Source organism: Streptomyces sp. NPDC014894 (genome assembly GCF_043080985.1).
Taxonomy (GTDB): domain Bacteria; phylum Actinomycetota; class Actinomycetes; order Streptomycetales; family Streptomycetaceae; genus Streptomyces.
This window is the reverse complement of sequence record NZ_JBIBWD010000020.1, coordinates 17,906-44,047: the sequence shown is the minus strand read 5'-3', so window position 1 is coordinate 44,047 and position 26,142 is coordinate 17,906. Positions and strand designations below refer to the sequence as shown.

24 protein-coding genes are annotated in these 26,142 nt (G+C 72.3%); 16 read left to right on the top strand and 8 right to left on the bottom strand.

The genetic code is table 11. The features are described from left to right. From ACF089_RS32760 to hemL, 4 genes are all read right to left on the bottom strand, one after another. Complete coding sequence (locus ACF089_RS32760; protein ID WP_392034966.1) at positions 1-762, bottom strand: cytochrome c biogenesis CcdA family protein; 762 nt, start codon at positions 760-762, stop codon at positions 1-3. A 70-nt stretch (positions 763-832) separates the two neighbouring features. Further along, positions 833-1,438 (bottom strand): TlpA disulfide reductase family protein, encoded by a 606-nt coding sequence (locus tag ACF089_RS32755; protein WP_392034763.1) that lies wholly within the window; start codon positions 1,436-1,438, stop codon positions 833-835. A 558-nt stretch (positions 1,439-1,996) separates the two neighbouring features. After that, a complete protein-coding gene (locus tag ACF089_RS32750) occupies positions 1,997-2,692 on the bottom strand; it encodes a histidine phosphatase family protein (RefSeq protein WP_392034760.1) in 696 nt (231 codons plus the stop codon). Then, positions 2,689-3,996: a glutamate-1-semialdehyde 2,1-aminomutase gene (gene hemL, locus ACF089_RS32745; RefSeq protein ID WP_392034758.1), complete on the bottom strand. Its 1,308-nt coding sequence runs from the start codon at positions 3,994-3,996 to the stop codon at positions 2,689-2,691. The genes ACF089_RS32750 and hemL overlap by 4 nt, the downstream gene beginning before the upstream one ends. 273 nt (positions 3,997-4,269) lie before the next feature. On the opposite strand from hemL, the gene ACF089_RS32740 reads away from it, so the two are divergent. The 3 genes from ACF089_RS32740 (at position 4,270) to ACF089_RS32730 (ending at position 6,766) form a co-directional block, all read left to right on the top strand. Continuing rightward, complete coding sequence (locus ACF089_RS32740) at positions 4,270-4,827, top strand: hypothetical protein (RefSeq protein ID WP_392034755.1); 558 nt, start codon at positions 4,270-4,272, stop codon at positions 4,825-4,827. Between the two features lie 80 nt (positions 4,828-4,907). Further along, complete coding sequence (locus ACF089_RS32735) at positions 4,908-5,642, top strand: Mut7-C RNAse domain-containing protein (protein ID WP_392034752.1); 735 nt, start codon at positions 4,908-4,910, stop codon at positions 5,640-5,642. A gap of 362 nt (positions 5,643-6,004) precedes the next feature. Then, positions 6,005-6,766: an SDR family NAD(P)-dependent oxidoreductase gene (locus ACF089_RS32730; protein ID WP_392034749.1), complete on the top strand. Its 762-nt coding sequence runs from the start codon at positions 6,005-6,007 to the stop codon at positions 6,764-6,766. Positions 6,767-6,814: 48 nt separating this feature from the next. Here ACF089_RS32730 and ACF089_RS32725 read toward each other — a convergent pair whose 3' ends face one another. Continuing rightward, on the bottom strand, positions 6,815-8,014 hold the full coding sequence (locus tag ACF089_RS32725; RefSeq protein WP_392034746.1) for an RtcB family protein: 1,200 nt from the start codon (positions 8,012-8,014) through the stop codon (positions 6,815-6,817). 172 nt (positions 8,015-8,186) lie between these two features. On the opposite strand from ACF089_RS32725, the gene ACF089_RS32720 reads away from it, so the two are divergent. The 3 genes from ACF089_RS32720 (at position 8,187) to ACF089_RS32710 (ending at position 11,717) form a co-directional block, all read left to right on the top strand. Continuing rightward, complete coding sequence (locus ACF089_RS32720) at positions 8,187-9,149, top strand: hypothetical protein (protein ID WP_392034743.1); 963 nt, start codon at positions 8,187-8,189, stop codon at positions 9,147-9,149. Positions 9,150-9,277: 128 nt separating this feature from the next. Continuing rightward, positions 9,278-10,036: a DUF3558 domain-containing protein gene (locus ACF089_RS32715; protein ID WP_392034741.1), complete on the top strand. Its 759-nt coding sequence runs from the start codon at positions 9,278-9,280 to the stop codon at positions 10,034-10,036. A 91-nt stretch (positions 10,037-10,127) separates the two neighbouring features. Beyond that, entirely contained in the window at positions 10,128-11,717 is a 1,590-nt protein-coding gene (locus tag ACF089_RS32710; protein ID WP_392034738.1) for a DUF2637 domain-containing protein, read from the top strand. 19 nt (positions 11,718-11,736) lie between these two features. Here ACF089_RS32710 and ACF089_RS32705 read toward each other — a convergent pair whose 3' ends face one another. Beyond that, complete coding sequence (locus ACF089_RS32705; protein WP_392034735.1) at positions 11,737-11,943, bottom strand: hypothetical protein; 207 nt, start codon at positions 11,941-11,943, stop codon at positions 11,737-11,739. Positions 11,944-12,299: 356 nt separating this feature from the next. Here ACF089_RS32705 and ACF089_RS32700 point away from each other — a divergent pair, with 356 nt between their 5' ends. From ACF089_RS32700 to ACF089_RS32675, 6 genes are all read left to right on the top strand, one after another. After that, a complete protein-coding gene (locus ACF089_RS32700; RefSeq protein WP_392034733.1) occupies positions 12,300-12,701 on the top strand; it encodes a transcriptional antiterminator in 402 nt (133 codons plus the stop codon). Positions 12,702-12,842: 141 nt separating this feature from the next. Beyond that, on the top strand, positions 12,843-13,196 hold the full coding sequence (locus ACF089_RS32695; protein WP_392034731.1) for a DUF2620 domain-containing protein: 354 nt from the start codon (positions 12,843-12,845) through the stop codon (positions 13,194-13,196). A gap of 87 nt (positions 13,197-13,283) precedes the next feature. Next, positions 13,284-14,696, top strand: coding sequence for a YhfT family protein (locus ACF089_RS32690; RefSeq protein WP_392034728.1), 1,413 nt, complete (start codon positions 13,284-13,286; stop codon positions 14,694-14,696). 41 nt (positions 14,697-14,737) lie between these two features. Continuing rightward, positions 14,738-15,844 (top strand): phosphotriesterase, encoded by a 1,107-nt coding sequence (locus ACF089_RS32685; RefSeq protein ID WP_392034725.1) that lies wholly within the window; start codon positions 14,738-14,740, stop codon positions 15,842-15,844. Further along, a complete protein-coding gene (locus ACF089_RS32680; RefSeq protein ID WP_392034723.1) occupies positions 15,844-16,977 on the top strand; it encodes an aminotransferase class V-fold PLP-dependent enzyme in 1,134 nt (377 codons plus the stop codon). Before ACF089_RS32685 ends, ACF089_RS32680 begins: the two co-directional genes overlap by 1 nt. A 5-nt stretch (positions 16,978-16,982) precedes the next feature. Further along, positions 16,983-18,158 carry an alanine racemase gene (locus tag ACF089_RS32675; protein WP_392034720.1) on the top strand — a complete coding sequence of 392 codons (1,176 nt, stop codon included), beginning with the start codon at positions 16,983-16,985 and terminating at the stop codon, positions 18,156-18,158. Between the two features lie 546 nt (positions 18,159-18,704). On the opposite strand, the gene lysS is transcribed toward ACF089_RS32675, so the two are convergent. Then, positions 18,705-20,468: a lysine--tRNA ligase gene (gene lysS, locus ACF089_RS32670; protein WP_392034717.1), complete on the bottom strand. Its 1,764-nt coding sequence runs from the start codon at positions 20,466-20,468 to the stop codon at positions 18,705-18,707. Positions 20,469-20,606: 138 nt separating this feature from the next. On the opposite strand from lysS, the gene argS reads away from it, so the two are divergent. Then, positions 20,607-22,376 carry an arginine--tRNA ligase gene (gene argS, locus ACF089_RS32665; RefSeq protein ID WP_392034714.1) on the top strand — a complete coding sequence of 590 codons (1,770 nt, stop codon included), beginning with the start codon at positions 20,607-20,609 and terminating at the stop codon, positions 22,374-22,376. Between the two features lie 66 nt (positions 22,377-22,442). On the opposite strand, the gene ACF089_RS32660 is transcribed toward argS, so the two are convergent. Next, on the bottom strand, positions 22,443-22,712 hold the full coding sequence (locus tag ACF089_RS32660; RefSeq protein WP_392034711.1) for a DUF1876 domain-containing protein: 270 nt from the start codon (positions 22,710-22,712) through the stop codon (positions 22,443-22,445). Between the two features lie 210 nt (positions 22,713-22,922). Between ACF089_RS32660 and ACF089_RS32655 the strand changes: the two genes are divergently transcribed. From ACF089_RS32655 to ACF089_RS32645, 3 genes are all read left to right on the top strand, one after another. Next, the gene (locus tag ACF089_RS32655) at positions 22,923-23,879 is read left to right on the top strand and encodes an NAD(P)-dependent oxidoreductase (protein ID WP_392034708.1); all 957 of its coding nucleotides are present in this window, start codon (positions 22,923-22,925) and stop codon (positions 23,877-23,879) included. A 205-nt stretch (positions 23,880-24,084) separates the two neighbouring features. Beyond that, positions 24,085-24,984 (top strand): chitinase, encoded by a 900-nt coding sequence (locus tag ACF089_RS32650; protein WP_392034705.1) that lies wholly within the window; start codon positions 24,085-24,087, stop codon positions 24,982-24,984. A 246-nt stretch (positions 24,985-25,230) separates the two neighbouring features. Continuing rightward, positions 25,231-26,142: a glycoside hydrolase family 19 protein gene (locus tag ACF089_RS32645; RefSeq protein WP_392034702.1), complete on the top strand. Its 912-nt coding sequence runs from the start codon at positions 25,231-25,233 to the stop codon at positions 26,140-26,142.

Below are 26,142 nucleotides of genomic sequence, written 5' to 3'. Positions count from 1 at the left end.
TCAGATCCCCACCGTGAAGCTGCTGGTCCAGCCTTGTGTGTACTGCACCATGACGTCCCAGGCGCCGGTCAGCAGCAGCACCCCGGTCAGAATCATCATGATGCCGCCGACCCGCATCACCCAGACGTAGTGGCGCTTGATCCAGCCGAACGCGCCGAGCGCCTTGCGGAAGGCGACGGCGGCGAAGAGGAAGGGCAGCCCCAGGCCGAGGCAGTACGCCACGGTCAGTATGGCCCCGCGGCCCGCGCTCCCCTGATCGAGGGCGAGGATCTGCACGGCCGAGAGGGTCGGCCCCATGCACGGGGTCCAGCCGATGCCGAAGAGCGCGCCCAGCAGCGGCGCGCCCGCCAGCCCGGCGACCGGCCGCTTGTGGAAGCGGAACTCGCGCCGGTTGAGCCAGGACATCCCGCCCATGAAGAACGCCCCGAGCAGCACCATCAGCACGCCGAGGACCCTGGTGAGGATCTCCTGTTTCGCCTGCAGCTCGCTGCCGAAGTGTCCGAAGAGCGCGCCGCCCGAGACGAAGACGGCGGTGAAGCCGAGGACGAAGAGGGACGCGCCGATCAGCATCCGGCCGCGCTTGGCCTCCGCCAGATCGGTGCCGGTGACACCGGTGACGTAGGACAGATAGCCGGGGACGAGCGGCAGGATGCAGGGCGAGAAGAAGGAGACGAGCCCGGCGAGCAGGGCGATCGGCAGGGCCAGCGCGAGCGCCCCGTTGAAAACGGTCTCGTTCATCCCGGTCGCGGCCAGGGTGTTCATCGCGGAGCCGGTCGGCATCGGCGAATTCGACGCGGCGAAGCCCGCCACGGTCTGCACGGCTCCCACGGGATCACTTCTCCGCGATCAACGGGTCGATCATCTTGCGGAGCTGCTTCTCATTGAGCGCCATCAGCGAACGCGCGGCGATCTTTCCCTCGCGGTCGAGAACGACGGTGGAGGGAATGGCCTGGGGGGCCAGAGTGCCCTTGGGGAAACCATTGACGAGCAGCTTGCCGGCCGGGTCGAACAGACTTGGATACTCGACGCCGTAATCCTTCTCGAAGGAGAGCGCCGGTCCCTTCTGACGGTCCCGGGTGTTGATGCCGACGAACTCCACGCCCTTGGGCTTCAGATCTTTGGAGACCTTGACGAAATGCGCGGCCTCGAGGCGGCAGGGCGGGCACCAGGAGCCCCAGACATTCAGTACGACGATCTTGCCCTTGAGGTCGGCGACATCGAGCTGCCCGCCGTCCAGGGTCTCGCCGGAGAGATCGCCGGTGCTCTTGCGCTCGCCGTGCGCGACGGTGGAGATTCCTCCGGTGTTGGTGACGAAGTTGCTGTCGTCGCCGCCACCGGTCTTACCGGCGCCCTCGCCGCCGCAGGCGGACAGGACGAGCCCGCCGGCCACGGTCACGGCGGTCAGCAGGGCAGCACGAGGTGCACGGCTCAGGCTCATGTGAAAAGTTTCGCATGGCGGTTCCGGCGATCTTCCGCGCCCCCCTCGCTGCCCGTATGGCCCCCCTTGGGCCCGTTGTCAAGCGGCCCTAAAGAAATACGGCGAGGTCGCGTGCCGGAGGCCCGTCCCGGCCGCGGCGCGCGAAGCCCGGGGAACGGTCGGCATATGCGGCCCCGCGAAGTGACCGAAGTCGTCGCCGGGGAACGGCGGAACGCGATTTCCGGTCCCTTTTCCGGCGGCCGGAGGGGGCGCGGATAGCGCGCCGCCCGGCGTGTTCGAGAACACCGCCGGAGGCGGGTGCGCCGAAACGGAGGATCATTCGGCGCGCCGCGCGGAGGAGCGGGCCGCCGTGTCGTCGGGGAGGGGACAGGGAGCCGTCGGGGTGCGGGCGGGGTGCGCGGCCTCGGCCGGCGGCGGCGCCTTCCGTGCGGCCTCTCGTGAGGGGAGGACGCGCGGAAGGCTCCGCCGCTCGGGCGGGCTCGGGCAGGGGCTCGGGCTCGGGCTCGGGCTCGGGCTCGGGCAGGGGCGGGTGCGGGCGTCGGCGGCCCGGTAACCGCCTCAGGCGCCGAACGCCTTCGACTGGCCCTTCACCGGCTTCGCCCCGGCGAGCAGATGGGGCGGCACGAGATCGCGCGCGGGCTCCGAGTACCCGACCGCGACGATCCGGTCGCCCTCGTAGGTGAAGGTGGTGAGGGAGGCCAGCGTGCACTGGCGGCGGCGCGGATCGTGCCAGAGGCGCCGCCGCTCGACGAAGCTCCTGACGATCCAGATCGGCAGCTGATGGCTGACGAGGACGGCCTCGTGGCCACGGGCCGCGTCCCGCGCCGAGTTCAGCGCGCCCGTCATCCGCACGACCTGCTCGATGTACGGCTCGCCCCAGGACGGGCGGAACGGATTGGTCAGATGCCGCCAGTTCCCCGGCCTGCGCAGCGCGCCGTCGCCGACGCCGAAGGTCTTGCCCTCGAAGACGTTGCCCGCCTCGATCAGCCGCTCGTCGGTGCCCAGCGGCAGCCCGTGCCCCTCGGCGACCGGTTCGGCCGTCTCCTGGGCCCGCTCCAGCGGCGAGGCGACGACATGGGTGACGTCCCGGCCCGCGAGGTACTCCGCGACCCGGTCGGCCATCCGCCGGCCGAGGTCGGAGAGGTGATACCCGGGGCGGCGGCCGTACAGCACGCCGTCGGGGTTGTGGACCTCGCCGTGCCGCACCAGATGGACGACGGTACGGGTGGTGTCGGGGGTACCGCCGGCGCTCATGCGGTGGCCTCCGCGGCGGCCCGGGCGGCGGCGGGCAGGGCCGCGGCGATCCGCTCGACGGCGGCCTCGTCGTGGGCCGTGGACACGAACCAGGACTCGAAGGCGGACGGCGGGAGATAGACGCCGTCGGCGAGCATCGAGTGGAAGAAGGCATTGAAGCGGAACGCCTCCTGGCGCTTCGCCCCCTCGTAGTCGGTGACCGCGTCCTCGGTGAAGAAGACGGAGAACATGTTGCTCGCCGTCTGCACCCGGTGGGCCACGCCCTCCTTGGTGAGCGCCGCGGCGACCAGGCCCTGGATCGCGGCGGAGACCGCGTCGACCTTCTCGTACGCCGCGTCGTCCAGCAGCCGCAGCTGCGCCAGGCCGGCGGCGGTGGCGACCGGGTTCCCGGAGAGGGTGCCCGCCTGGTAGACCGGTCCGGCCGGGGCGAGGTGTCCCATGACGTCCGCGCGGCCGCCGAAGGCCGCGGCCGGGAAGCCGCCGCCCATGACCTTGCCGAAGGTCATCAGATCGGGCTCCACGCCGTCGACGCCGAACCAGCCGGCCCGGCTGGTGCGGAAGCCGGTCATGACCTCGTCCGAGATGTAGAGCGCGCCGTGCTCCCGGCACAGGTCCTTCAGGCCCTGGTTGAAGCCGGGCAGCGGGGGGACGACGCCCATGTTGCCGGGGGACGCCTCGGTGATCACACAGGCGATCTCCCCCGGGTGCGCGGCGAAGGCCCGGCGGACCGCCTCCAGGTCGTTGTAGGGGAGCACGACCGTCTCGCCCGCCTGGGCGCCGGTGACGCCGGGGGTGTCGGGCAGCCCGAAGGTCGCGACCCCGGAGCCGGCCGCCGCGAGGAGCGCGTCCACATGGCCGTGGTAGCAGCCGGCGAACTTCACGACCTTGGCCCGGCCGGTGAAACCGCGGGCGAGCCGGATCGCGGACATCGTCGCCTCGGTGCCGCTGGAGACCAGCCGCACCTGCTCGACGGGGGCGATCCGGGCCACGATCTCCTCGGCGAGCGCGACCTCGCCCTCGCCGGGCGTGCCGAAGGAGGTGCCGCGCGAGACGGCGCGCTGCACGGCGTCGAGAACGGCCGGGTGGGAGTGGCCGAGAATCATCGGTCCCCACGAGCAGACGAGGTCGACGTATTCGCGGCCGTCCGCGTCGGTGAGGTACGGGCCGGTGCCGGACACCATGAACCGGGGCGTGCCGCCCACGGCCCGGAAGGCCCGCACGGGAGAGTTGACTCCGCCGGGCGTCACGACGGACGCGCGGTCGAAGAGCGCCTGCGAAACTGGGGCTTCGTATGAATACGACACTTTGGTCCTGATCTGCGAATCGGGGTTCGGGCGGCCGGTGCGGATGATCTCGGCCACGGGTGAGCGGGGAGCGGGATCTCCTCGTACGACGGAACGGCGTCAGCCCCCTCGCATCTGCGAAACTGGTGCGACACAGGGAAGGCTCACGGAATCCATGGTGTCAGAGGCCACGGTGTTCCTCGCGGACAGGTGTTTCACCTGGCGTCGGCGGGGGAGGTCACTGTCACGATGATCGGGTTGCGCGGCGGGGGCTGCGAGTGGTCGGGTGGAGATATGTATCGCGGTGGCGGACTGGGCGAGGGCACCGACGACCTGGGTCCTGAGCCTGCCCGACGGGGAAAGCACCGGCGAGGCGACGCGGACGCGGATGCCACGGGAGGCAGGAACGGCCGCATGGGGGTGACCTACAAGTACTTCGGCGCGCCCAATGGGGCCACGGCAGCCCGGGTCCCCATCTCGATGCGCCCGGAGGAGCTGGGTGGGGACGAGCTGGGCATGGGCGGCCTCTTCACCAAGATCAAGCCGGAGACCATAGCCGCCATGGTGCTCATGGGCATCCAGGGCATGCCGCTGAGCAAGGTGCCGCCGCTGGAGCTGGTGGTGCTGCATCCGGACTACGCGGTGGTGAGGCTGCCGATGACGGTGGTGGACCCGCTGCGGGACATAGGCGAGGAGTCCGTCGGCGCGGCCGCCTTCATCTGGTCGACCGTCCCGGACCGGGGCGGCCCCCGGGACGCGTACAACGTCTACCAGCTGCTCCACGAGTGGCAGGACTTCAGCCTGCGGCTGCACGAGGCCGGGCACCAGCCGTACTGCCTGGTCTGGCCCTGACGCCGACCGCCCGCGCCGCCGGTGGCGGCCCCCCGGAAATCACGGATGCCGTTCTCTTCGCCCGATGACATCCTGTCCGCGTGAACGGACCGGAGATCCACCTTGTCGTCGCCCCTGAGCTGCGGCTCTTCATCCCGTCGGAGCGCCGCCAGGGGCGTACGGCACTGATCACCGACGGCTCGTCGACGCTCGGCCATGTCGTCGAGTCGCTGGGCGTCCCGCTCACCGAGGCGGGCCGGCTGCTGGTCGACGGGGAGCCGGTGACCGTCGCCCACATACCGCGCGAGGGCGAGAGCGTCGAGGTGTTCGGGGTCGAGCGCCCGCAGCGGGTGCCCGGCGCGCCGCTGCGGTTCCTGCTCGACGTCCACCTCGGCACGCTGGCGCGCCGGCTGCGGCTCCTCGGCGTCGACGCGGCGTACGAGAACGAGGACATCGGGGACCCGGCGCTGGCGGCGCTCTCCGCGCGGGAGCGGCGGGTGCTGCTCTCCCGGGACCGCGGGCTGCTGCGCCGCCGGGAGATCTGGGCCGGGGGCTATGTCTACAGCGACCGGCCCGATGAGCAGCTGCGCGACGTGCTGGAGCGCTTCGCGCCCGTGCTCGCGCCCTGGACCCGCTGCACGGCCTGCAACGGTTCGCTGCGCACGGCCGACAAGGACGCCGTCCAGGACCGGCTGCGGCAGGGCACCCAGCGGTCGTACGACGTGTTCGCGCAGTGCGTCGCCTGCGAGCGGGTGTACTGGCGGGGCGCGCACCACGACCGGCTGGAGGCGATCGTGGACGCGGCGGTGCGGGAGTTCGGCGGGGCGGCCGCCTAGGGCCTCTCTTTCGGATCTTGCCGGGCTCGCGTGCCCTGGCACCGCACCTCGCGGCGTTGTCGTCAATCGCCGATGCTCCGCATGGACTCATTCCTCCGCCTTGCGATGCACGGCACCAGGCCCCGCTCCCTGATCCGGCCTGATCCAAAAGAAAGACCCTAGCGGCCCGTACGGCGGGGTCCTCGCCGCGCGGGGCGCGGTCGGCCGGGGACAGTGAAGCCGGGCGCGGTCGGCCGGGACGGTCAGGCCGGGACGGTCGCCGCAAGGGCCGCCGGGCGACCTCGGGATCCCCCGCCGCCCGGGCCCCGCCTATCCTGGCCGCGACCTTCCGATCACCCGCCCACCCGCGCGAGGAGCAGCACATGACCACCGGTACGCCCGTCGCCGTCGTCACCGGAGCCAGCAGCGGGATCGGGGCCGCCACCGCGCGGGGGCTGGCCCGGGCCGGCCATCACGTGATTCTCGCGGCCCGCCGGAAGGACCGGATCGAGGCGCTCGCGGCGGAGCTGGTCGCGGCGGGCCACCGGGCCACCGCGCGGGTGCTCGACGTCACCGACCGCGCGGCCGTCGACTCCTTCGCCGCCGGGCTCGACCGCTGCGACGTGCTCGTCAACAACGCCGGGGGCGCGCTCGGCGCCGATCCGGTCGCCACCGGCGACCCGGCCGACTGGCGGCGGATGTTCGAGGTCAATGTGATCGGCGTCCTGCACACCACCCAGGCGCTGCTGCCCGCGCTCACCGCGAGCGGCGACGGCACGGTGGTGGTCCTCACCTCCACGGCGGGGCACGCGGCCTACGAGGGCGGCGCGGGGTACGTCGCCGCCAAGCACGGCGCCCATGTGCTCGCCGAGACGCTCCGGCTGGAGATCGTCGGCACCCCGGTGCGGGTCATCGAGATCGCCCCGGGGATGGTGAAGACCGAGGAGTTCGCGACCACCCGCTTCCACGGCGACGCGGAGAAGGCGGCGAAGGTGTACGCGGGCGTCGCGGAGCCGCTCACGGCCGAGGACGTCGCGGACACCGTCGTCTGGGCGGTCACCCGGCCGCCGCACGTCAACGTCGATCTGCTGCTGCTCCGCCCCCGGGCGCAGGCGTCCAACAGCAAGGTCCACCGCGAACTCTGACCGGCCGGCGGCCCCGGCCCGCGCCCTCCGCCGGGGCCCGGCCGGGGCTCAGCCCTTCACGCAGACGAGCTGCTTGAGCTTGGCGACGACCTCCACCAGATCGCGCTGCTGATCGATCACCCGCTCGATGGGCTTGTACGCCCCGGGGATCTCGTCCACGACCCCGGCGTCCTTGCGGCACTCCACACCCCGGGTCTGCTCCTCCAGGTCCCGGGTCGTGAACCGCTTCTTCGCCTGGTTGCGGCTCATGGTGCGGCCCGCGCCGTGCGAGGCGGAGTTGAAGGACTTCTCGTTGCCGAGGCCCCGGACGATGTAGGAGCCGGTGCCCATCGAGCCCGGGATGATGCCGTGGTCGCCGCTGCCCGCGCGGATCGCGCCCTTGCGGGTGACCAGCAGGTCCATGCCGTCGTACCGCTCCTCCGACACATAGTTGTGGTGGCAGGAGATGACCGGGTCGAAGGAGACCTTCGCCTTGCGGAACTCCTTGCGGACCACTTCCTGGAAGAGCCCCATCATGATCGCGCGGTTGTGCTTCGCGTACTCCTGCGCCCAGAAGAGGTCGTTGCGGTACGCCGCCATCTGCGGGGTGTCCGCGACGAAGACGGCGAGGTCCCGGTCGGGCAGATCCTGGTTGTGCGGGAGCTTCTGGGCCTCGGCCATGTGGTGGGCGGCCAGCTCGGCGCCGATGTTCCGCGATCCGGAGTGCAGCATCAGCCAGACCGCGCCGGTCTCGTCGAGGCAGAACTCGACGAAGTGGTTTCCGCCGCCCAGCGTGCCCAGCTGCTGGGCCGCCCGCTCACGGCGGAACTTCACCGCGTCGGCCACCCCGTCGAAACGGCTCCAGAAGTCGCCCCAGACGGCGGCCTGGGCCGAGAAGCCGTAGACCCGGCCCGGGTCGACGGGCTCGGTGTGCATGCCCCGGCCGACCGGGATGGTCTCTTCGATCCGGGTGCGCAGCCGGGAGAGGTCGCCGGGCAGGTCGTTCGCGGTGAGCGAGGTCCGCACCGCCGACATGCCGCAGCCGATGTCGACGCCGACCGCCGCCGGGCAGACCGCGCCCTCCATGGCGATCACCGAGCCGACCGTGGCGCCCTTGCCGTAGTGGACGTCCGGCATCACGGCCAGGCCCTTGATCCAGGGCAGCGTGGAGACGTTGTGGAGCTGTCGCATCGCGACGTCCTCCACCGACGCCGGGTCGGTCCACATCCGGATCGGGACCTGCGCTCCCGGCACCTCGACGTACGACATACTTCCTCAATTCCCCCGATAAGCTCCGAAAATCAATGAAACGCAAAACCGGTGCCAATGTCCGCGAAAGACCCAGCGGACCGGCATTCACAGCGGCGCGTGCGATAGACATTGTGTCCACCGGCCGCCGTCGCGCGGCAACCGCTTTTCCGCTCGAAGGGAGCCTGGGACCGTGCAGCGAAAGGCCTACACGCCCCGCCGCGAGGCGAGCCGGGACCGCACGGCGCTCAGGCCCCGCGCGACCGTGGCGCTGGTGCCCGTACTCGTGGCGGGACTGGTCGCGGCGCTGGTGACCGGCTGCACCGCCGACTCCGGCGCCGAGGGCGCCGCGGACGCGAAGACCGGCGACGGGACCACCGCCGCCGTCCAGCCCGGCAAGTACCGCACCCTGCTGGAGCCGTGCGGGTCCATCGGCCGCTCCACCCTGCGGGATCTGCTGCCCGGTACGGCCGAACTCCCCCAGGAGCAGCAGAAGAAGGCCCTGCGCGGCATCGCCACCAGCACCTTCGACACCGACCGCCGGGTGGGCTGCGGCTGGCGCGCCGATTCGCCCGACGCCTCGCACACCCTCAGCCTCGACTTCGAGCGCGTGGTCTCCTACGACCCGGCCGTGAGCGACAACGACCGGGCGCAGGAGGTGTTCGCCAAGAAGGCGGGCGCCGTGCCGCTCCCGATCGCCGCCCCCTCCGAGTCCGCGGAGGGCACGACGGCCGGCGAGAGCGCGCGGACCTCGCCGTCGTCCCCGTCCTCCCCCGGCCCGGACGCCTCGTCGTCCCCCGCCGAAGAGGGCGGGGAGAGCCCCGGGACGGAGGGCGCGGACGGCGCCGGGGGCACACCGGAGTCGGGGGACACAGAGCCCGCGGAGGAGTCGGAGGAGTCGGAGGAGAATCTCGATCCGCGCATCCTCGACGACCTCGGGGACATCGCCTTCCTCAATGACGTGCTCACCCCCGCCGGCGCCGGATCCACCGCCCAGCGCCGCACCGTCAGCGTGGCGTTCCGCACATCGAATGTGATCGTCACCGTCGTCTACACCGAGCAGTCGGGGCGTATCACCTCGGTTCCCGACAGTAAGGAACTGCAGGACAAGGCCCGGAGCCTGGCCGGGAACCTGGCCGGGAAGTTCGGCGGCTGACCGCGCCCGGCGGCCGCCGGGACGACGGCACGGCCGGCCGGAGACGCCTCCGGCCGCGCACCGGGTCCGCGTACGGTGGCCCTGGCCCGCCGACCGGAGACCGTACGACCAACGAAACCGAAGGAACCATGCACCGAAGCGCCCCGCGACTCGCCCGCATACTCGCCTGCGCAGCCGTACCGGTGATGCTCGCCGTCACCGGCTGCTCGTCGGACTCAGGCGACAAGACCGACAAGGCCGACAAGAGCGCGGCCTCCGGCGCGTCGGGCGGCGGTGAGGGCTCGTCCTCCGAGTCGGCCGCCCCCCAGGCGAAGAAGTCCCCGGCCGTCGAGCGCGAGAAGTTCGCCAAGCTCCCCGACGCCTGCAAGTCGATCCCCGCCAAGTCGGTGGCGGAGCTGGTCCCCGAGACCAAGACGAAGGGCGGCACCGCCGGCCGCTCCACGGACATCATGAGCCGCGCGAGCTGCTCGTGGAACAGCCTGGACGACAACGGCGTCAAGGGCTCCCAGTACCGCTGGCTCGACGTCGCCTTCCTGCGCTACGAGTCCGACGAGGCCCTCGCCGTCACCGGCGCCAAGCGCGCCGAGGACAGCTTCGCCAAGGAACTCTCCAAGGCCCAGGGCGTCTCGGGCGCGAAGAAGGTGAAGACCGCGGAGCTGAAGGGCGTCGGCGACCGGGCCTCGGCCGTCACCTACGAACTCCGCAAGACGGGCGAGGACTTCTCGTACGTCACGGTCGTGGCCCGCACCGAGAACGCCGTGGTCAGCCTGACGTACAACGGCACCGGATACGCGGGCGCCAAGCCCCCGGCCGTCTCGGATCTGTCGAAGGACGCCGCCTCCGCGGCCAAGGAGGCTGTCGGTTCGGTAACGGCGGCCAACAAGTGACCCCTGCCAGCAAGTAGCCTGCCCCTGGCCGAAAAGGAACACGCGTTCAGCCGTGAGCGTGCACGCGTTTCGACAGGGGAGGGGGTCGCGGGTGGCCGCGATGCAGCTGACACGGACCCACCGGATACTCATCGGGGTCGTCGTGACCGGCGCGGTGATCATCGCCGGGATCGGCTTCGCCGGTTCGTACGCCGCGGTGCGCGATCTCGCCGAACGCAAGGGCTTCGGCGAGTTCGCCGTCGTCTTCCCGATCGGCATCGACGCGGGCATCTGTGTGCTGCTCGCCCTCGATCTGCTGCTCACCTGGATGCGCATCCCCTTCCCGCTGCTGCGGCAGACGGCGTGGCTGCTCACCATCGCCACGATCGCCTTCAACGGCGCGGCCTCCTGGCCCGACCCGCTGGGCGTCGGGATGCACGCGGTGATACCGGTGCTCTTCGTGGTCTCGGTGGAGGCCGCGCGGCACGCGGTGGGCCGGATCGCGGACATCACGGCCGACAAGCACATGGAGGGCGTACGGCTCACCCGCTGGCTGCTGTCGCCGGTGCCCACCTTCAAGCTGTGGCGCCGGATGAAGCTGTGGGAGCTGCGCAGCTATGAGCAGGTCATCAAGTTGGAGCAGGACCGGCTGATCTATCAGGCCAGGCTTCAGGCCAGATTCGGCCGGGGCTGGCGGCGCAAGGCCCCGGTGGAGTCGCTGATGCCGCTGCGGCTGGCGAAGTACGGGGTGCCGCTCGCGGAGACGAGCGCCGCGGGCCTCGCGGCGGCGGGCGTGGAGCCGATGCTGCTGCCGCCCGTGCCCCAGCCCGCGCTGGAGCCCCAGGGGGCCCGGCCGGCCGACCGTGAGCTGCCGGTGAGTCTGCGCAAGGAGCCCGCCGCCGTCCCCGGCGGCTCCCCCGCCCAGGAGCGGCCCGGCCGCCCGCAGCTGCCGCCCGTACGGGAACAGGCCCCGGAGCGGGAGCACGCGTCGGAGCGGGAGCACTCCCCGGAGCGCGACGATGTCCGGCGGCAGGGCCCCGGGCAGGAGCCCGGCGGACGGCGGGGCCCCGGACGGGAGTACGCCGGGCGGGACGGCTCGGACGAGATGTGGCCCGAGGACGAGTGGCCGCACGAGGAGTGGCCCGAGGAGCCCGAGGGGTACGAAGGCGAGTTCCACGACCGCCAGGAGTACGACGACCGCCACCGGCCCCACCCCGAGCAGCGGCCCGAGGGAAGCCCCTGGTTCACCACGCCCCCGGTGCAGCGGGGCGAGTACGAGGGCGGATACGACCCGGAGTACGACGAGCACCCCGGCGGCCGGGACGGCGCGGCGGACGCCCGCGGCCGTGAGCCCGCCCCCGTACAGGTCCCCACCGGGGCGTCCGGCGACCGGACCCGTGACCTCGCCGACCCGGCGCTGCGCCCGGAGCCCGCGCACGACCCGATGACGCCGGAGGTCGAGACCGGCCCGGAGGCGGAGCGTCTGCTCCAGGAGGAGCAGGAGTTCTACGAGGCGGCCTACCCGGTCTTCGTCTCGCTCTCCCACTCCCTCGGCGACTACCCCAAGGTCGAGCTGTTCGACATACACCTCACCGATGTGCACGGCATCACCCACGCCCACAGCTCACGGCTGCTGCGCCAGGCCATGCCGGCCTTCAAGGAGCGGTTCCAGGCCGAAATGGTGGACGAGCACATCGCCTGACGCGCCGTCCGCGGGCGCTTCAGGCCCTGGAGCGCCTGCGGGCCGATTCGCCGTGGGCGGCCACCGCCAGCCCCGCGACGAGGATCGCCGCGTAACCGGCCGTGGGCACGTCCCACCACTGGGGGAGCATGCCCCACGGGCCGTCCCCGAACATCCGGCCGCCCACGCCGAGCGCGCCCTGGATCGCCGAGATCCAGCCGATGGTCAGGATGATTTCGTTCTTCATGGCTCCACGGTCCCGCGCGTCGGGGCCGGGCGCGTCGTGCGCGGGGCGGAGTCCCCGGTAGGCCGAAGGATGCAGTCCGGGGCCGGGCGGTCCGGCGGGGGCGCCCTCCTCGGCGGGTCCGGAGCGGCGGATCCGGGGCGGCCGGAGCGGTACGCCGGGCGGGCGCGGGGGGCTGCGGGCCGAGGAGGGGGCCGCGATCCGGCGGGGGCCCGCGGGTCGGCAGGGTCGTCAGGGGCTGCGGGGGCTGCGGGGGCTGCGGGGGCTGCCGGCCCGGCGTACCGAACCCGCCGCGCCGGAGTCGTTGCCCCGCCCGGGGTCCGGAATGCTGTGTACTGTCCGGGCTGGGAGGTTCACACATGGACGACCGACTCGCCGAGCGCCTCCGCCTCTTCCGCGAGGGCGGTCATGTCCGGCCCGAGGTGGCCGACTTCGTCACCGCCGAACTGAACGCGCTGCGCGACGAGGGCCGGACGGTCACCGAGGCGACGGCGGGCATGCTGACGAGCCATCTGGTCATGGCCCTCACGCGGCTGCTGGACGGCGAGCCGGCCGAACGGGCCCGCGACGGCGACGCCGGCGGGATCCCGGCGACCGACGAGCAGTTGGCGGCCGAGCTGTGCGCCCATCCGGAGGCCGTGGCCCGGGCCCGCGCCGTCGCCGCCCGCGCGGACCGCGAGCTGGGCGCGGCGCTGCCCGACTCCGAAGTCGCCTTCCTCGGGCTGCATCTGGCCGTGCTCGGCCGCCGGCTCACCTCCTGACGGCCGAACGGGCGAACGGCCGACAGCCTGCCGGACCGAGCAGCCGGCCGGACCGAGCAGCTGGGCGGCCCAGGGACCGGGCGGCCGAACGCCTCCGCCCCCGTACGTCCGACACCCTCCGCACCCGACAAGGAGCCTGTCATGAAGATCCTCACCGGTGGAGTCGGCAAGGCCGAGACCGCGCACGCCGTCCGGGAGCTGGCGCTCGACGGCGTCGAGGTCTCCGTCTCCAACGACATGGACGCGGCCGCCAGTCTCCGCGCGGGCCGAGCCGACTACTACCTCGGCACCTGTCACACCGGGGCCGGGGCCTCCCTCGGCGTCCTGGTCGGTCTGCTGGGCCGGGAGGCGTGCCACACCTTCGGCCGCTCCACGCCCACCGCCGACGAGGTCGCGGCCCTGCTCTCCGGCGGCACCCGGGTCTTCGGCTTCTCGGTGGACCGGATCGAGGCGGTCGCGCCCACGCTCGCCCGCGCCATCGCCGCCCGCGTCTGAGGGATCGCGCCCGCCCCGCCTCGGCCCGCGCCCCGGCCCAGGAGCCCGGCGCGTCCGGAGCGCGGCCCGGTCCGAAGGAGTGATCGCGTGAGCACCGCTCTCGCCGCCGCCCGCACCGGCCTCGACTTCACCCTCGCCCAGCAGCTGACCGTCACCGCCCTCTGCGCGCTGTCCGCGTATCTCGCGCACCGGGCCCTCGCGGTCTTCAACGACGGCGTACGCCCCTTCCTGCTCGACTTCCACCAGGGGCGGGCCACCCGCGGGGCCACCACCGCGGTCTCCTTCGGCCTCTCCGCCGGATTCGTCTTCGGTCTCGGCGCGCCCATGGCGCTCTCCACCGGGGTGCTCAATCCCTGGCTGCTCTTCCTGCCCACGGACGTCCTCGGGCTGCTCGCCCCCAGAAGGTGGCTCGCCCCGGTCCTGGGCGGGGCCTGGGGCGCGGTGGTCGTCCTCGGGCTCGACGGTGCGAACGACCTCGCGCACGATCTGCCCGTCGACTTCCTCACCGCGATGCGGCAGATGTCGACGCCGATCCTGTATCTCTTCGCGCTCTTCCCGGTGCTCGCGGTCACCAAGCAGTTCGGCCGGCTCCCGGGCGTCGCCACCGGTCTGCTCGAACTGGCCCTGACCGTGCTGACCATGAAGCTCTGGCCGGGCATGTTCGCCGGGGCGCTCGCCATGGCCGCCGGGGTGCTGACGCTGATCGGGCTGGCCGTCGGCCGCGATCTGCGCGGGCGCCGCCGCCGGGCGGGGACCGGCTCCGAGGACGGCGCGCCGAACGCGGGTACGGGTACGAGTGCCGGTGCGGACGCGGGTACGAGTGCGGACGCGGGTACGGGTGCGGGCGGGGGCGTCGAGGACCCCATGGCCTCGCTGTTCAGCGCCAGCGCCACCCGCCTCCGCCGCCATCTGCCGCTCTTCATGCTGCTGGGCGCCGGGGTCGCCGTCCTGGCCCAGAGCCATGTCTTCGGCGGCGGCGAGGCCACCAGCTTCCTGATCGCCCAGGGCGACCACACGGAGGCCGCCCAGGTCGACTTCTACCGCGCCTTCGGCTTCCTCCCGCTGATCGCGACGACCGCGCTGGCCTCGGGCGCGTACGGCATCGCCGGCTTCACCTTCGTCTACCCGATCGGCTATCTGCTGCCGAACCCGGGCCTCGCCGCGCTCGCCGGGGCCGCCGTCCTCGCGGCCGAGGTGCTCGCTCTGTCCGCCGTCGGACGGATCCTCGGCCGGCTGCCCACCGTCCGCGACTCCTCGGAGCATCTGCGCGCCGCCATCACCGACACCCTCCAGCTCGCGATCCTCTTCGGTTCGCTGATGGCCGCCGCCGCCATGGGCGGCGGCCTCGGGATCCTCGTCGTCGGAGGGCTCTGGCTGCTCAACGAGGCGATGGGACGGCCGGTGGTGCGGATGGCGGCCGCGCCCGCCGCGGTGATCGCCGGCGGAATCCTCCTCAACGTCCTCCACTGGCTCCATCTCTTCACCCCGGTCACCGGCTGACCCATGAGCCCCGCCCTCCCCCACCGCACCCCGGAAGCTCCATGAACCCACCGACCACGCCGAACCCCCGGCCGGCCCCCACCACACCGGGCGCCCGGCCCACACAGAACGCCCGGCCCGCACCGGAAGCCCCACCACCCCTGCTGCGGACCGTCACCGGCCCCCGCCCCCTCCACACGATCACCGGCCCGGTGCTGCCCCACGAGCATCTCGCCCTCGATCTCGACCGGACCGGCGAGGACGCGGCCGTCCTGGACCACCGCCACGCCCCCGCCGTGACCGCCGAGCTGACCGGGCTGCGCGAGGAATTCGGCCTCGGCCTCGTCGTCGAGCTGACCTGCCGGGGCATGGGCCGCGACGCGGCCGCCCTCGCCCGGCTCTCCCGGGCCTCGGGCGTCGCCGTGACCGCCGCCACCGGCTGGTACTACGAGCCCTTCCACACCCCCGACATCGACGGCAGCAGCGTGGAGCGGCTCGCGGAGACCCTCGTACGGGAGATCGACGACGGCATCGGCGCCACCGGCGTCCGCCCCGCGGTCATCGGCGAGATCGGCAGCCACGGCGACGAGCCGAGCGAACCCGAGGCCCGGGTGCTGCGCGCCGCCGCCCGGGCCGCGCTCGCCACCGGCCTCCCGGTCGCCACCCACGCCGGACTGGGCCGGGGCGGCCGCGCCCAGCTCGCCCTGCTCACCCACGAGGGCCTCGCCCCCGACCGGATCTCCATCGGCCACCAGGACCTGCTGGCGGACCCGGCGACCCATCGCGAGCTGGCCGAGGCCGGCGCGTACATCGCCTTCGACACCGTCGGCAAGGAGCACTACCTCGGCGACGACACCCGGCTGCGGCTGCTCCTCGCCCTGCTGGACGCGGGCCACGCCGACCGGGCGCTGCTCAGCTGCGACATCTCGCGCCACCGCTATCTGTGGTCGGAGGGCGGACCGGGGTACGGGCATCTCTTCCGGGTCTTCCTGCCGAGGCTGCGCGCGGCCGGGGCGGACGAGGAGCTGATCGACCTGCTCACCCGGCGCAACCCGCTGCGCCTGCTGACCGGCGCGGATCCCGGCCCCCGTACCGCGTACGCCTCCCGCTCCTCCCCCGGCGCCGGCCCCGCCCCCCGACCCGATCCGCGCACCCCGCAGGAGCCCTGATGACCGCCCTCCCCACGACCTTTCCCCTCGCCACCGTCCCGCTCCAGGACGCCATCGCCCGGCAGTTCCGGCTGCTGGAGTGCACGGCCGTCCACTTCGAGGGCCAGGAGCTGTTCACCGCGGACGCCGGAGTCGTCCCGGGCCTCGGCCGCCCCCGTACCACCGCACGGGTCGAGGCCGTCCTCGCCGACTTCCTCGGGGCCGAGGACGCGGCCCTGGTCCAGGGCGCGGGCACCGGGGCCATCCGGGCCGCCCTGCACGCCATGGCCCGGGCCATGGCCCGCTCGGCGGACCCGCGGGAACGCGAGCGCGAACTCCTCATCCACCGCGCCCCCGTCTACCGCACCACCGCGACCACCCTCCGGGGCATGGGCGTACGCACCGCCGAGGCCGACTTCAACGACCCGGACGCGCTGCGCACGGCGCTCGCCCGGTCCCGCTGGGCGTACATCCAGCACACCCGGCAGCGGCTCGGCGACTCCTACGACCTCGGCGAGGTCCTCGCGGCCTGCCGGGAGGCCGGGGTGCGCACCGTCGTGGACGACAACTACGCGGTGCTGCGCGTCCCGTCCTGCGGGGTCGAGCTGGGGGCCGACGCCTCCTGCTTCTCCCTCTTCAAACTCCACGGACCGGAGGGCGTCGGCATCGTCGCCGGGGCGCGCGACCTGGTGGCCCGGGTCCGCGCCGACAACTACTCCGGCGGCGGCCAGGTCCAGGGCCACCAGGCGCTGGACGCCCTGCGCGCCCTCACCCACGTACCGGTGATGTGGTCGATCCAGTCCCAGGTCACCCAGGAGGTCGCCGACCGGCTCGCCGCCGGGGAGGTGCCGGGCGTGGCCGAGGTCAGGATCGCCAACGCCCAGGACCGCTGTCTCCTGGTGCGCCTGGACCGGCCCGTCGCCCGCGAACTGCCCGGCGTCGCGGCCGGCTTCGGGGCCGCGCCCCACCCGGTGGGGGCCAACTCCCGCTACGAGATCGCCCCGCTGATCCACCGGCTCTCCGCCTCCTGCCTGGACGACTCCCCCGGGCTCGCCGACTGGACCGTGCGCGTCAACCCGATGCGCGCCGGCGCGGACCTGGTCGTCGGGCTGCTCCGCCGGGCCGTCGACGCGCTCGCCGAACCCGGGGAGTGAGCCGCGTGTTCCTCGACACCGTCCTCGCCCGCAATCCCGCGCTGGTGGACGCCGCCGCGGAGCTGCACCGGCGCGGCGACATCCCGCCCGACACCTATGTGATCGACCTGGACGCGGTCGAGTCCAACGCCGCGCTGCTGGCCGCCGGGGCGAAGCGGCTCGGCCTGACCCTCTGGTTCGTGGCCAAGCAGTTCGGCCGCCACCCCGAGGTGGTCCGGGCGATCGCCCGTCACCTCCCCCGTTACGCGGCGATCGACGCCCAGGAGGCGCGCCTCCTCCACGCGGCCGGTGCCCTCCCCGGCAACCTCGGCCATCTGGTCCAGATCCCGCACCGCGCCCTCCCCGAGCTGCTCGCCCGGCGGCCCACCGCGGTCACCGTGTACGACCTGGCCAACGCGCGGGCCGTCGCCGGCGCCGCGGCGCGCCTCGGACGCGTCCAGGACCTCCTCGTACGCGTCGAAGGGGACCCGGAGACCGTCCACCCCGGTCAGGAGGGCGGTGTCCCGCCCGCCGCGCTGGCCGGCTTCGCGCGGGCGGTCGAGCGGCTGCCCGGCGCGCGGATCGCCGGGGTCACCGCCTTCCCCTGTCTGCGCTGCGACCCGGTCACCGGCGCGCCCCGGCCCACGCCCTCCCTCGCCCTCGCCGTCGGGGCCCGCGAGACGCTGTACGGCCTCGGCCACCGGGATCTGTCGCTCAGCGCCCCCGGGGCCACCTGCCTGGCCGCGCTGCCGCTGCTCGCCTCGGCGGGCGCGACCCACGCCGAGCCGGGGCACGCGCTGACCGGGACGACGCCGCTGCACGCGGTGGATCCGGGCCAGCCGGAGACGACGGCGTACGTGTACGTCACCGAGGTCGCCCACACCCTCGCGGACGGTCGTCCCGCCCTCTTCGGCGGCGGCTTCTACCCCCGGGGGCGGGTGCGCGACGCCCTTCTCCCGCGCAGCGGGGTCCGGCTGCGGGTGGCGGACGCGCCCGCCGAGTACATCGACTACTACCGGCTGCTGGAGGTCCCCCCGACGCCGGGGGCGGCACGGGTCGGCGACACCGCGGTGCTCGCCTTCCGCACCCAGATGTTCGTCACCCGCTCATCCATCGCCGCCCTCTCCGGCCTCTCCACCCCCACCCCCCGCCTCCACCTCTCCCCCCTCCCCAAGCCCCCTCCCGGCCCACCCCCCGCTTGAGCCCGCCCCACCCCCGAGGAACCCGAGCCCAGCGCCAATCCACCCCGCCCAGCGATCGAGGACGACCCCGCGCACCGGGGGCCCGAGCCGAGCGGCATTCCAGCCCGTCCGGCGCTTGAGGACGGCCCCGCACACAGGGGGCCCGCACCAAAACCACCACCCCCGCAAACCACACCCCCTCGTCGGGGACCAGCCCCCGAACCCCCGCGCCTCAAACGCCGGCGAGGCTGAATTCGCTCCCCCCACCCCCACACACGACACCGACCCGCACCAAAACCAGCCCGTCCAACGCTTGAGGACGACCCCGCACACCGGGGGCCGAGCCGAGCGGCATTCCAGCCCGTCCGGCGATCGAGGACAAACCCGCGCACCGGGGGCCCGAGCCGAACAGCATTCCAGCCCGTCCGGCGATTGAGGACGGACCCGCACCCCAGGAGCCCGAGCCAAACAACAATCCAGCCCGTCCGGAGGACGCCCCCCGTACACGACAAAGACCCGCCCCCGGGCGCCCCGAAGGGACCCCCGGGGCGCGGGCCCCGTGAAAAGCTACGCGCCCAACAGCTTGCGCACGCGCCCCATCCCCACCGCCAGCAACAGCGTCGGCAGCCGCGGCCCCGTCTCCCGCGTCACCAGCAGCCGGTACAGCAGCGCGAAGAACGTCCGCTGCGCCGTCTTCAGCTCGGGCGTCGGCTTCGCGTCGGGCTCCAGCCCGGCCATCACCTTCGGCACCCCGTAGACCAGCGTGGTCAGCCCGTCCAGGGACCAGTGCGACTCCAGCCCGTCCAGCAGCCGCCGCAGCGACTCCCGGCCCTCCTCGTCGAGCGAGGCGAGCAGCTCGGTGTCCGGCTCCTGGCGCACGATGGTGCGCGCCTCGGCCGGCACCTGGCTGACGATCCAGTTCTCCGCGCGGTCCAGCCGGGGCCGGACCTCGTCGAGGGAGCCGATCGGATGCTCGGGGTCCAGCTCGCTGAGGATGCGGACGGTCTGCTCGTCGTGCCCGGCGGTGATGTCCGCGACGGACGCCAGCGTCCGGTACGGCAGCGGCCTCGGCGTGCTCGGCAGCTCCCCGGCGGCCGTGCGCACGGCCCGGGAGTGCGCCGCCGCGTCCGCGGGCAGCGCGGACCCGTCCGCGACCTTGGCGACGAGCTTGTCCCACTCGTCGTACAGCCGCTGGATCTCCTGGTCGAAGGCGATCTTGAAGGACTGGTTGGGCCTGCGGCGCGCGTACAGCCAGCGCAGCAGCGGCGCCTCCATGATCTTCAGCGCGTCGGCCGGGGTGGGCACCCCGCCCCGCGAGGACGACATCTTCGCCATCCCGCTGATCCCGACGAAGGCGTACATCGGCCCGATCGGCTGCTTCCCGTCGAAGATCCCGACGATCTCCCCGCCGACCTGGAACGAGGACCCGGGCGAGGAGTGGTCCACACCGCTCGGCTCGAAGATCACGCCCTCGTACGCCCAGCGCATGGGCCAGTCGACCTTCCAGACCAGCTTCCCGCGGTTGAACTCGGTCAGCCGCACCGTCTCGGAGAAGCCGCACGCCGAGCAGGTGTAGGTCAGCTCGGAGGTGTCGTCGTCGTACGCCGTGACGGTGGTCAGGTCCTTGTCGCAGCCGCCGCAGTAGGGCTTGTACGGGAAATATCCCGCGGAGCCCGTGCCGTCGTCCTCGCCCGCCGCGCCGGAGCCCTCGGCGGCCTCCAGCTCGGCCGCGTCGACCGGCTTCTGGGACTTCTTCGGGGGGGCCTTCTTCGTCCGGTACTGCGCGAGGATCGCGTCGATGTCCTGGCGGTGCCGCATGGCGTGCAGGATCTGGTCCCGGTAGACCCCGGAGGTGTACTGCTCGGTCTGGCTGATGCCGTCGTACTCGACGCCCAGCTCGGCCAGGGCCGTCTCCATCGCGGCCTTGAAGTGCTCGGCCCAGTTCGGGTGCGGGGACCCCTTGGGCGCGGGCACCGAGGTCAGCGGCCGTCCGATGTACTCGGCCCAGCTCTCGTCGACGCCCTCGACCCCGGCGGGCACCTTGCGATACCGGTCGTAGTCGTCCCAGGAGATCAGGTGCCGGACCTGATAGCCCCGGCGGCGGACCTCGTCCGCGACCAGGTGCGGGGTCATCACCTCACGGAGATTCCCCAGGTGAATGGGGCCGGAGGGGGAGAGTCCGGAGGCCACGACGACGGGCGCGGCGGTGGCCGACGGTTTCGCCCCGGGCGCACGCCGTTCCGATTCCGCAATGACCTCGTCCGCGAAACGGGAGACCCAGTCGGTCTCGGTGCTGCTCTGAGCCACGGTCGGCACGTCCTTCTTTCTCATCGTCGGGCGAACCCATTCTCCCAGACGGAACGGCCCGCTCCCGGGTTGTCCACAACTGGGGTGATCGAGCCTGCTCCCCCATGGGACACTTGACAACCGTATAGATCGTCACCATCCCTACCTCAGGAACGGAAGCTCATGGCCTCGGTCCCTTCCCTCGCCTCGCATGTGCAGCAGCGCCTCGCGGACGCCCTCTCGGCAGCCCTGCCGGAGGCCGGCGCCGCCGACCCGCTGCTGCGACGAAGCGACCGGGCCGACTTCCAGGCCAACGGCATCCTGGCGCTCGCGAAGAAGAACAAGGCCAATCCGCGCGAGCTGGCGACGCGGGTCGTCGAGGCCGTGGACTCGGCCGACGTGCTCCAGGAGATCGAGGTCTCCGGCCCCGGCTTCCTGAACATCACGGTGACCGACGGGGCGATCGTGCGGACGCTGGCCGCCCGCGCGGCCGACGAGCGGCTCGGCGTCCCGCTCAGCGAGCACCCGGGCACCACGGTGATCGACTACGCCCAGCCGAATGTGGCCAAGGAGATGCACGTCGGCCACCTCCGCTCGGCGGTGATCGGCGCGGCGATGGTCGAGATCCTGGAGTTCACCGGCGAGAAGGTGATCCGCCGCCACCACATCGGCGACTGGGGCACCCAGTTCGGCATGCTCATCCAGTATCTGATCGAGCACCCCCACGAGCTGGACCACAAGTCCGGCGACGAGGTCTCCGGCGAAGAGGCCATGTCCTCGCTGAACCGGCTCTACAAGGCCTCGCGCACGGCCTTCGACTCCGACGAGGAGTTCAAGGCCCGCTCGCGGGACCGGGTGGTCGCCCTCCAGGCGGGCGATCCGGAGACCCGTGAGCTGTGGCAGCGGTTCGTGGACGAGTCGAAGATCTACTTCAACTCGGTCTTCGACCGGCTCGACATGGAGATCCGCGACGCGGACGTGGTCGGCGAGTCCGGTTACAACGACATGCTGGAGGAGACCTGCCGGATCCTGGAGGAGTCGGGCGTCGCGGTCCGCTCCGAGGGCGCGCTCTGCGTCTTCTTCGACGACGTCAAAGGCCCGGACGGCAATCCGACCCCGCTGATCGTCAAGAAGTCGAACGGCGGCTACGGCTACGCGGCCACCGATCTCTCCGCGATCCGCGACCGGGTCCGGAATCTGGGCGCGGACACGCTGGTCTATGTGGTGGACGCCCGGCAGGCGCTGCACTTCAAGATGGTCTTCGAGACCGCCCGCCGGGCCGGCTGGCTGAGCGACGACGTGAAGGCGGTCCAGCTGGCCTTCGGCACGGTCCTCGGCGCGGACGGCAAGCCGTTCAAGACCCGTGAGGGCGAGACCGTCCGGCTGGTGGATCTGCTGGCCGAGGCGGTGCAGCACGCCACCGCGGTCGTCCGGGAGAAGGACGGCCGGGGCGAGCTGACCGAGGCGGAGATCGCCGAGCGCGGCGAGCAGGTCGGCATCGGCGCGATCAAGTACGCGGACCTGTCGACGTCGGCGACCCGGGACTACCGCTTCGACCTGGAGCAGATGGTCTCGCTCAACGGCGACACCTCCGTCTATCTCCAGTACGCGTACGCCAGGATCCAGTCGATCAAGCGCAAGGCGGGCGACGTCCGCCCGGCCGCCCACCCGGAGCTGGCGCTCGCCCCGGCCGAGCGGGCGCTGGGCCTGCATCTGGACCGGTTCGCGGAGACGGTGGCCGAGGTGGCCGAGGCGTACGAGCCGCACAAGCTGGCCGCGTATCTCTATCAGCTGGCCTCGCACCTGACGAAGTTCTACGACCAGTGCCAGGTGCTCAGCGCCGACAATCCGCCGGAGATCGTGGAGAACCGGCTGTTCCTGATCGATCTGACCGCCCGCACCCTCCACCAGGGCATGGCGCTGCTGGGCATCCGCACCCCCGAGCGCCTGTAGGGACCGCGAGGCGTCGCGTGCGGGGCCCCGGCCGGGGGACGGCCGGGGCCCCGCACGCGCACCGGGTCAGACCAGCGTGTGGGACGTGCGCCCCGAGGCCTCGTCTATCTCGGTGTGCGCCTTCTGGAGCAGCTGGGACGAGATGTCCATGAGCGCCCGCGCGGCGGCGATCTCCTCCCCGACCCGGAGCTGTTCCGTGTCCGAGGGGTGACGCTGCGCATGGCCGTGGCCGCGCACTTCCGTCCCGTCCGCGAGTCTGACCAGGGCGGCGGCGCGGGTGGTGTCGCCCTCCTCGCGGAATTCCAGCTCGATGTGCCATCCGACGAGTGTCTGCATGGTGGATCACCTCCGGCGGTACGTCTCCAGGGTGCGCCCGCCGACGGCAGATCACCACTTTCCGGGCTTCCGGGCCCGGGGCCGGACCGCCCGGCGGCCGCCATGGCTTACCTCCGGGTGCGTACCCACTAAATAGTCGGTACTTGTGGCCCTTCCGGCGCGCGACAAGGATCGGGGAACACCCCCAGGCCGTCCCCGAGGAGTCCCTTCATGTCCGCGCGCGCCGCCCTCTCCGCCGTCCCCGCGTCCGTCTCCCCCACGTCCCCCGCGCCTTCCCCGGCCGCGTCCGCGACCCCGGCGTCCTCCCCGGCCGTCTCCGTGTCCGTGCTCGGCCTCGGCATGATGGGCACGGCGCTCGCCTCGGCGCTGCTCGCCGCGGGCCACCCGGTCACCGTCTGGAACCGCACCCGGGCCAGGACCGGCCCGCTCGTCGCCCAGGGCGCGCTCCCCGCCGGCACGGCGGCCGAGGCCGTCGCCGCGAGCGATCTGGTGATCCTCTGCCTGCTGGACAACGGCAATGTCCAGGAGGTCCTCGACGCGATCGGCGACGGGGCCGCGGGCAGGACGCTCGTCAACCTCACCAACGGAACTCCCCGGCAGGCCCGTGCTCTCGCCGCGTGGGCCGCCGGGCGCGGGGCCCGCTATCTCGACGGCGGCATCATGGCCGTCCCCCAGATGATCGCGGGACCGGCCGCCTATGTCTTCTACAGCGGCGACGAGGACGCTTTCCGGGAGTACGAGCCCGTCTTCGCGGCCCTCGGCGGGGCCACCTTCACCGGCGCGGACGCCGGACTCGCCTCGCTCTACGACATCGCCCTGCTCACCGGCATGTACGGGATGACGATCGGCGTCCTCCAGGCGTTCGCCCTGGCCCGTACGGAGAACATCCCGGCGACCGAACTGGCGGGCCCGCTGACCGAGTGGGTCGGCACGATGCTGCGCGGCGCGCCGCTCTGGGCCGGGGCGATCGACTCGGGCGAGCACCTGACCGATGTGTCCAGCCTCGCCGTCAATCGCGCTGCCGTCCCCAATTTCGTGGAGGCATTCCGGGACCAGGGGCTGGACCCGGTGTTCTTCGAGCAGTTGCAGGAGCTGCTGGAGCGCGCGGTGGAGCGGGGGCACGGCGCGGACGGGCTCTCCCGTCTGGTGGATCTGCTGCGGAAGTGACGGCCGGGAACGGCGGGGCCGGGAGGGACGTCTGCCGGGGCCCGGCGGGGTTGTGAAAGACCATTCACATTGGTCTATACCTTGACTGGACTCCGACAAGCAGCTTCAGTGGGAGCACACCCCCACCACCACGGCGCACCGGGACACCCCCGGAACCCCACCACCGGGCCCCGGTACGGCCGTTGACGCACGAAGGAGACAGCTCGTGCTGAAGCAGCGCATGAAGTCGGTGCTGGTCGCCGTGCTCGCCGCGGCGGGCCTCGCGGCGGCCAGTCTGATCCCCACGGCGACGCCCGCCGCGGCCGACGAGTGCACCACCGCCCCCAATTGGCGTCAGGGCGCCAATTATGTGCCGGGCGACATCGTCAAGTACACCGACGGCAAGTACTACATCGCCGAGCACGCCAACCCCGGATACGACCCCACGGTCAGCACCTGGTTCTGGAACCCCCACACCTGTAGCGGCGGCGGCACCCCGAACCCGAGCGGTTTCGTGGTGAGCGAGGCGCAGTTCAACCAGATGTTCCCTGGCCGGAATGCGTTCTACACGTACAAGGGCCTGACGGACGCGCTGAGCGCGTTCCCCGCCTTCGCGAAGACCGGCAGCGACACCGTGAAGAAGCAGGAGGCGGCGGCGTTCCTGGCCAACGTCAGCCATGAGACGGGCGGCCTGGTCCACATCGTGGAGCAGAACACGGCCAACTACCCGCACTACTGCGACCGCACCCAGCCCTACGGCTGCCCGGCCGGACAGGCCGCGTACTACGGCCGCGGACCGATCCAGCTCAGCTGGAACTTCAACTACAAGGCGGCCGGCGACCACCTCGGCATCGACCTGCTGAACCAGCCCTCGCGCGTCCAGAACGAGGCGGCCGTGGCCTGGAAGACAGGCCTCTGGTACTGGAACACCCAGAGCGGCCCGGGCACGATGACCGGTCACTCGGCCATGGTCAACCAGGCTGGTTTCGGCCAGACGATCCGAGCCATCAACGGCTCCCTGGAGTGCAACGGCGGCAATCCGGCACAGGTCCAGAGCCGGGTGAACAAATACACCCAGTTCGCCCAGATCATGGGTGTGCCGACGGGCGCCAACCTCTACTGCTGAGCGGGTCGAATCCCTCTCACGACGACCGCGGACCGGGGCGCCTGCCCCGGTCCGCGGCCTGTCCCGCAGGTCAACGGCCCCCGATATCAAGTGGGTTACTACAGAATCTCGCATTGGTCTATACCTTGACTGCACCCCTCGGGGGGCGCTTGGGTGTGGCGTACACCCCGCCACGGCGTGCTCACGGCCACCTCTGTTCCCAACAGAGGGTCCAGGCATGTCCGTTGACGCACGAAAGGCATAGTCGTGCTCAGAGAACGTATGAAGTCACTGATGGTCGGCGTCGTCGCGGCCGGCTCCCTCGCGGCGACGGCTCTCATGCCGACCGCCACGGCGTCCGCCGCCACCACGCCCGTCGACGAGTGCGCCATCGCGCCCACCTGGTCCGCCGGTGCGAACTACAAGGCGAACGACATCGTCAAGCACACCGACGGCAAGATCTACATCGCCGAGCGCGACAACCCGGGCTACAACCCGGTGTCGAGCACGTACTACTGGGACCCGTACACCTGTGGCGGGAACGGGAACCCGAACCACAACAGCTTCGTGGTGACCGAGGCCCAGTTCAACCAGATGTTCCCCCGCCGGAACCCCTTCTACACGTACAAGGGTCTGACGGACGCGGTGAAGGCGTTCCCGAAGTTCGCCCACACCGGCACCGACACCATGCGGAAGCAGGAGGCGGCGGCGTTCCTCGCCAACGTCAGCCACGAGACCGGTGGCCTGTACTACATCAAGGAAATCAACGAGGCGAACTACCCGCACTACTGTGACCGCAGCCAGCCCTACGGCTGCCCCGCGGGCCAGTCCGCCTACTACGGCCGCGGACCGATCCAGCTCAGCTGGAACTTCAACTACAAGGCCGCCGGCGACTTCCTCGGCATCGACCTGCTGAACAACCCGTGGCGCGTCGAGACCGACCCGGCCGTCGCCATGATGACGGGCCTCTGGTACTGGAACACCCAGGACGGCCCCGGCCCGGTCACCGGCCATGACGCGATGGTCAGCGGCGCCGGCTTCGGCCAGTCCATCCGCTCGATCAACGGCGCGATGGAGTGCGAGGGCGGCAACCCCGCCCAGGTCCAGAGCCGGATCAACCGGTACAAGAACTTCACCCAGATCCTGGGCGTGCCGACCGGTCCGAACCTGTCCTGCTGA

What these genes read in the sequence shown, in the direction of transcription:
- ACF089_RS32660 (WP_392034711.1), bottom strand. Translation starts at nt 22,712, where the DNA reads ATGCAGACACTCGTCGGATGGCACATCGAGCTGGAATTCCGCGAGGAG.
- argS (WP_392034714.1), top strand. Translation starts at nt 20,607, where the DNA reads ATGGCCTCGGTCCCTTCCCTCGCCTCGCATGTGCAGCAGCGCCTCGCG.
- ACF089_RS32715 (WP_392034741.1), top strand. Translation starts at nt 9,278, where the DNA reads ATGCACCGAAGCGCCCCGCGACTCGCCCGCATACTCGCCTGCGCAGCC.
- ACF089_RS32700 (WP_392034733.1), top strand. Translation starts at nt 12,300, where the DNA reads ATGGACGACCGACTCGCCGAGCGCCTCCGCCTCTTCCGCGAGGGCGGT.
- ACF089_RS32705 (WP_392034735.1), bottom strand. Translation starts at nt 11,943, where the DNA reads ATGAAGAACGAAATCATCCTGACCATCGGCTGGATCTCGGCGATCCAG.
- ACF089_RS32760 (WP_392034966.1), bottom strand. Translation starts at nt 762, where the DNA reads ATGAACACCCTGGCCGCGACCGGGATGAACGAGACCGTTTTCAACGGG.
- ACF089_RS32750 (WP_392034760.1), bottom strand. Translation starts at nt 2,692, where the DNA reads ATGAGCGCCGGCGGTACCCCCGACACCACCCGTACCGTCGTCCATCTG.
- ACF089_RS32680 (WP_392034723.1), top strand. Translation starts at nt 15,844, where the DNA reads ATGACCGCCCTCCCCACGACCTTTCCCCTCGCCACCGTCCCGCTCCAG.
- ACF089_RS32685 (WP_392034725.1), top strand. Translation starts at nt 14,738, where the DNA reads ATGAACCCACCGACCACGCCGAACCCCCGGCCGGCCCCCACCACACCG.
- lysS (WP_392034717.1), bottom strand. Translation starts at nt 20,468, where the DNA reads ATGAGAAAGAAGGACGTGCCGACCGTGGCTCAGAGCAGCACCGAGACC.
- ACF089_RS32730 (WP_392034749.1), top strand. Translation starts at nt 6,005, where the DNA reads ATGACCACCGGTACGCCCGTCGCCGTCGTCACCGGAGCCAGCAGCGGG.
- ACF089_RS32725 (WP_392034746.1), bottom strand. Translation starts at nt 8,014, where the DNA reads ATGTCGTACGTCGAGGTGCCGGGAGCGCAGGTCCCGATCCGGATGTGG.
- ACF089_RS32740 (WP_392034755.1), top strand. Translation starts at nt 4,270, where the DNA reads ATGTATCGCGGTGGCGGACTGGGCGAGGGCACCGACGACCTGGGTCCT.
- ACF089_RS32655 (WP_392034708.1), top strand. Translation starts at nt 22,923, where the DNA reads ATGTCCGCGCGCGCCGCCCTCTCCGCCGTCCCCGCGTCCGTCTCCCCC.
- ACF089_RS32755 (WP_392034763.1), bottom strand. Translation starts at nt 1,438, where the DNA reads ATGAGCCTGAGCCGTGCACCTCGTGCTGCCCTGCTGACCGCCGTGACC.
- ACF089_RS32695 (WP_392034731.1), top strand. Translation starts at nt 12,843, where the DNA reads ATGAAGATCCTCACCGGTGGAGTCGGCAAGGCCGAGACCGCGCACGCC.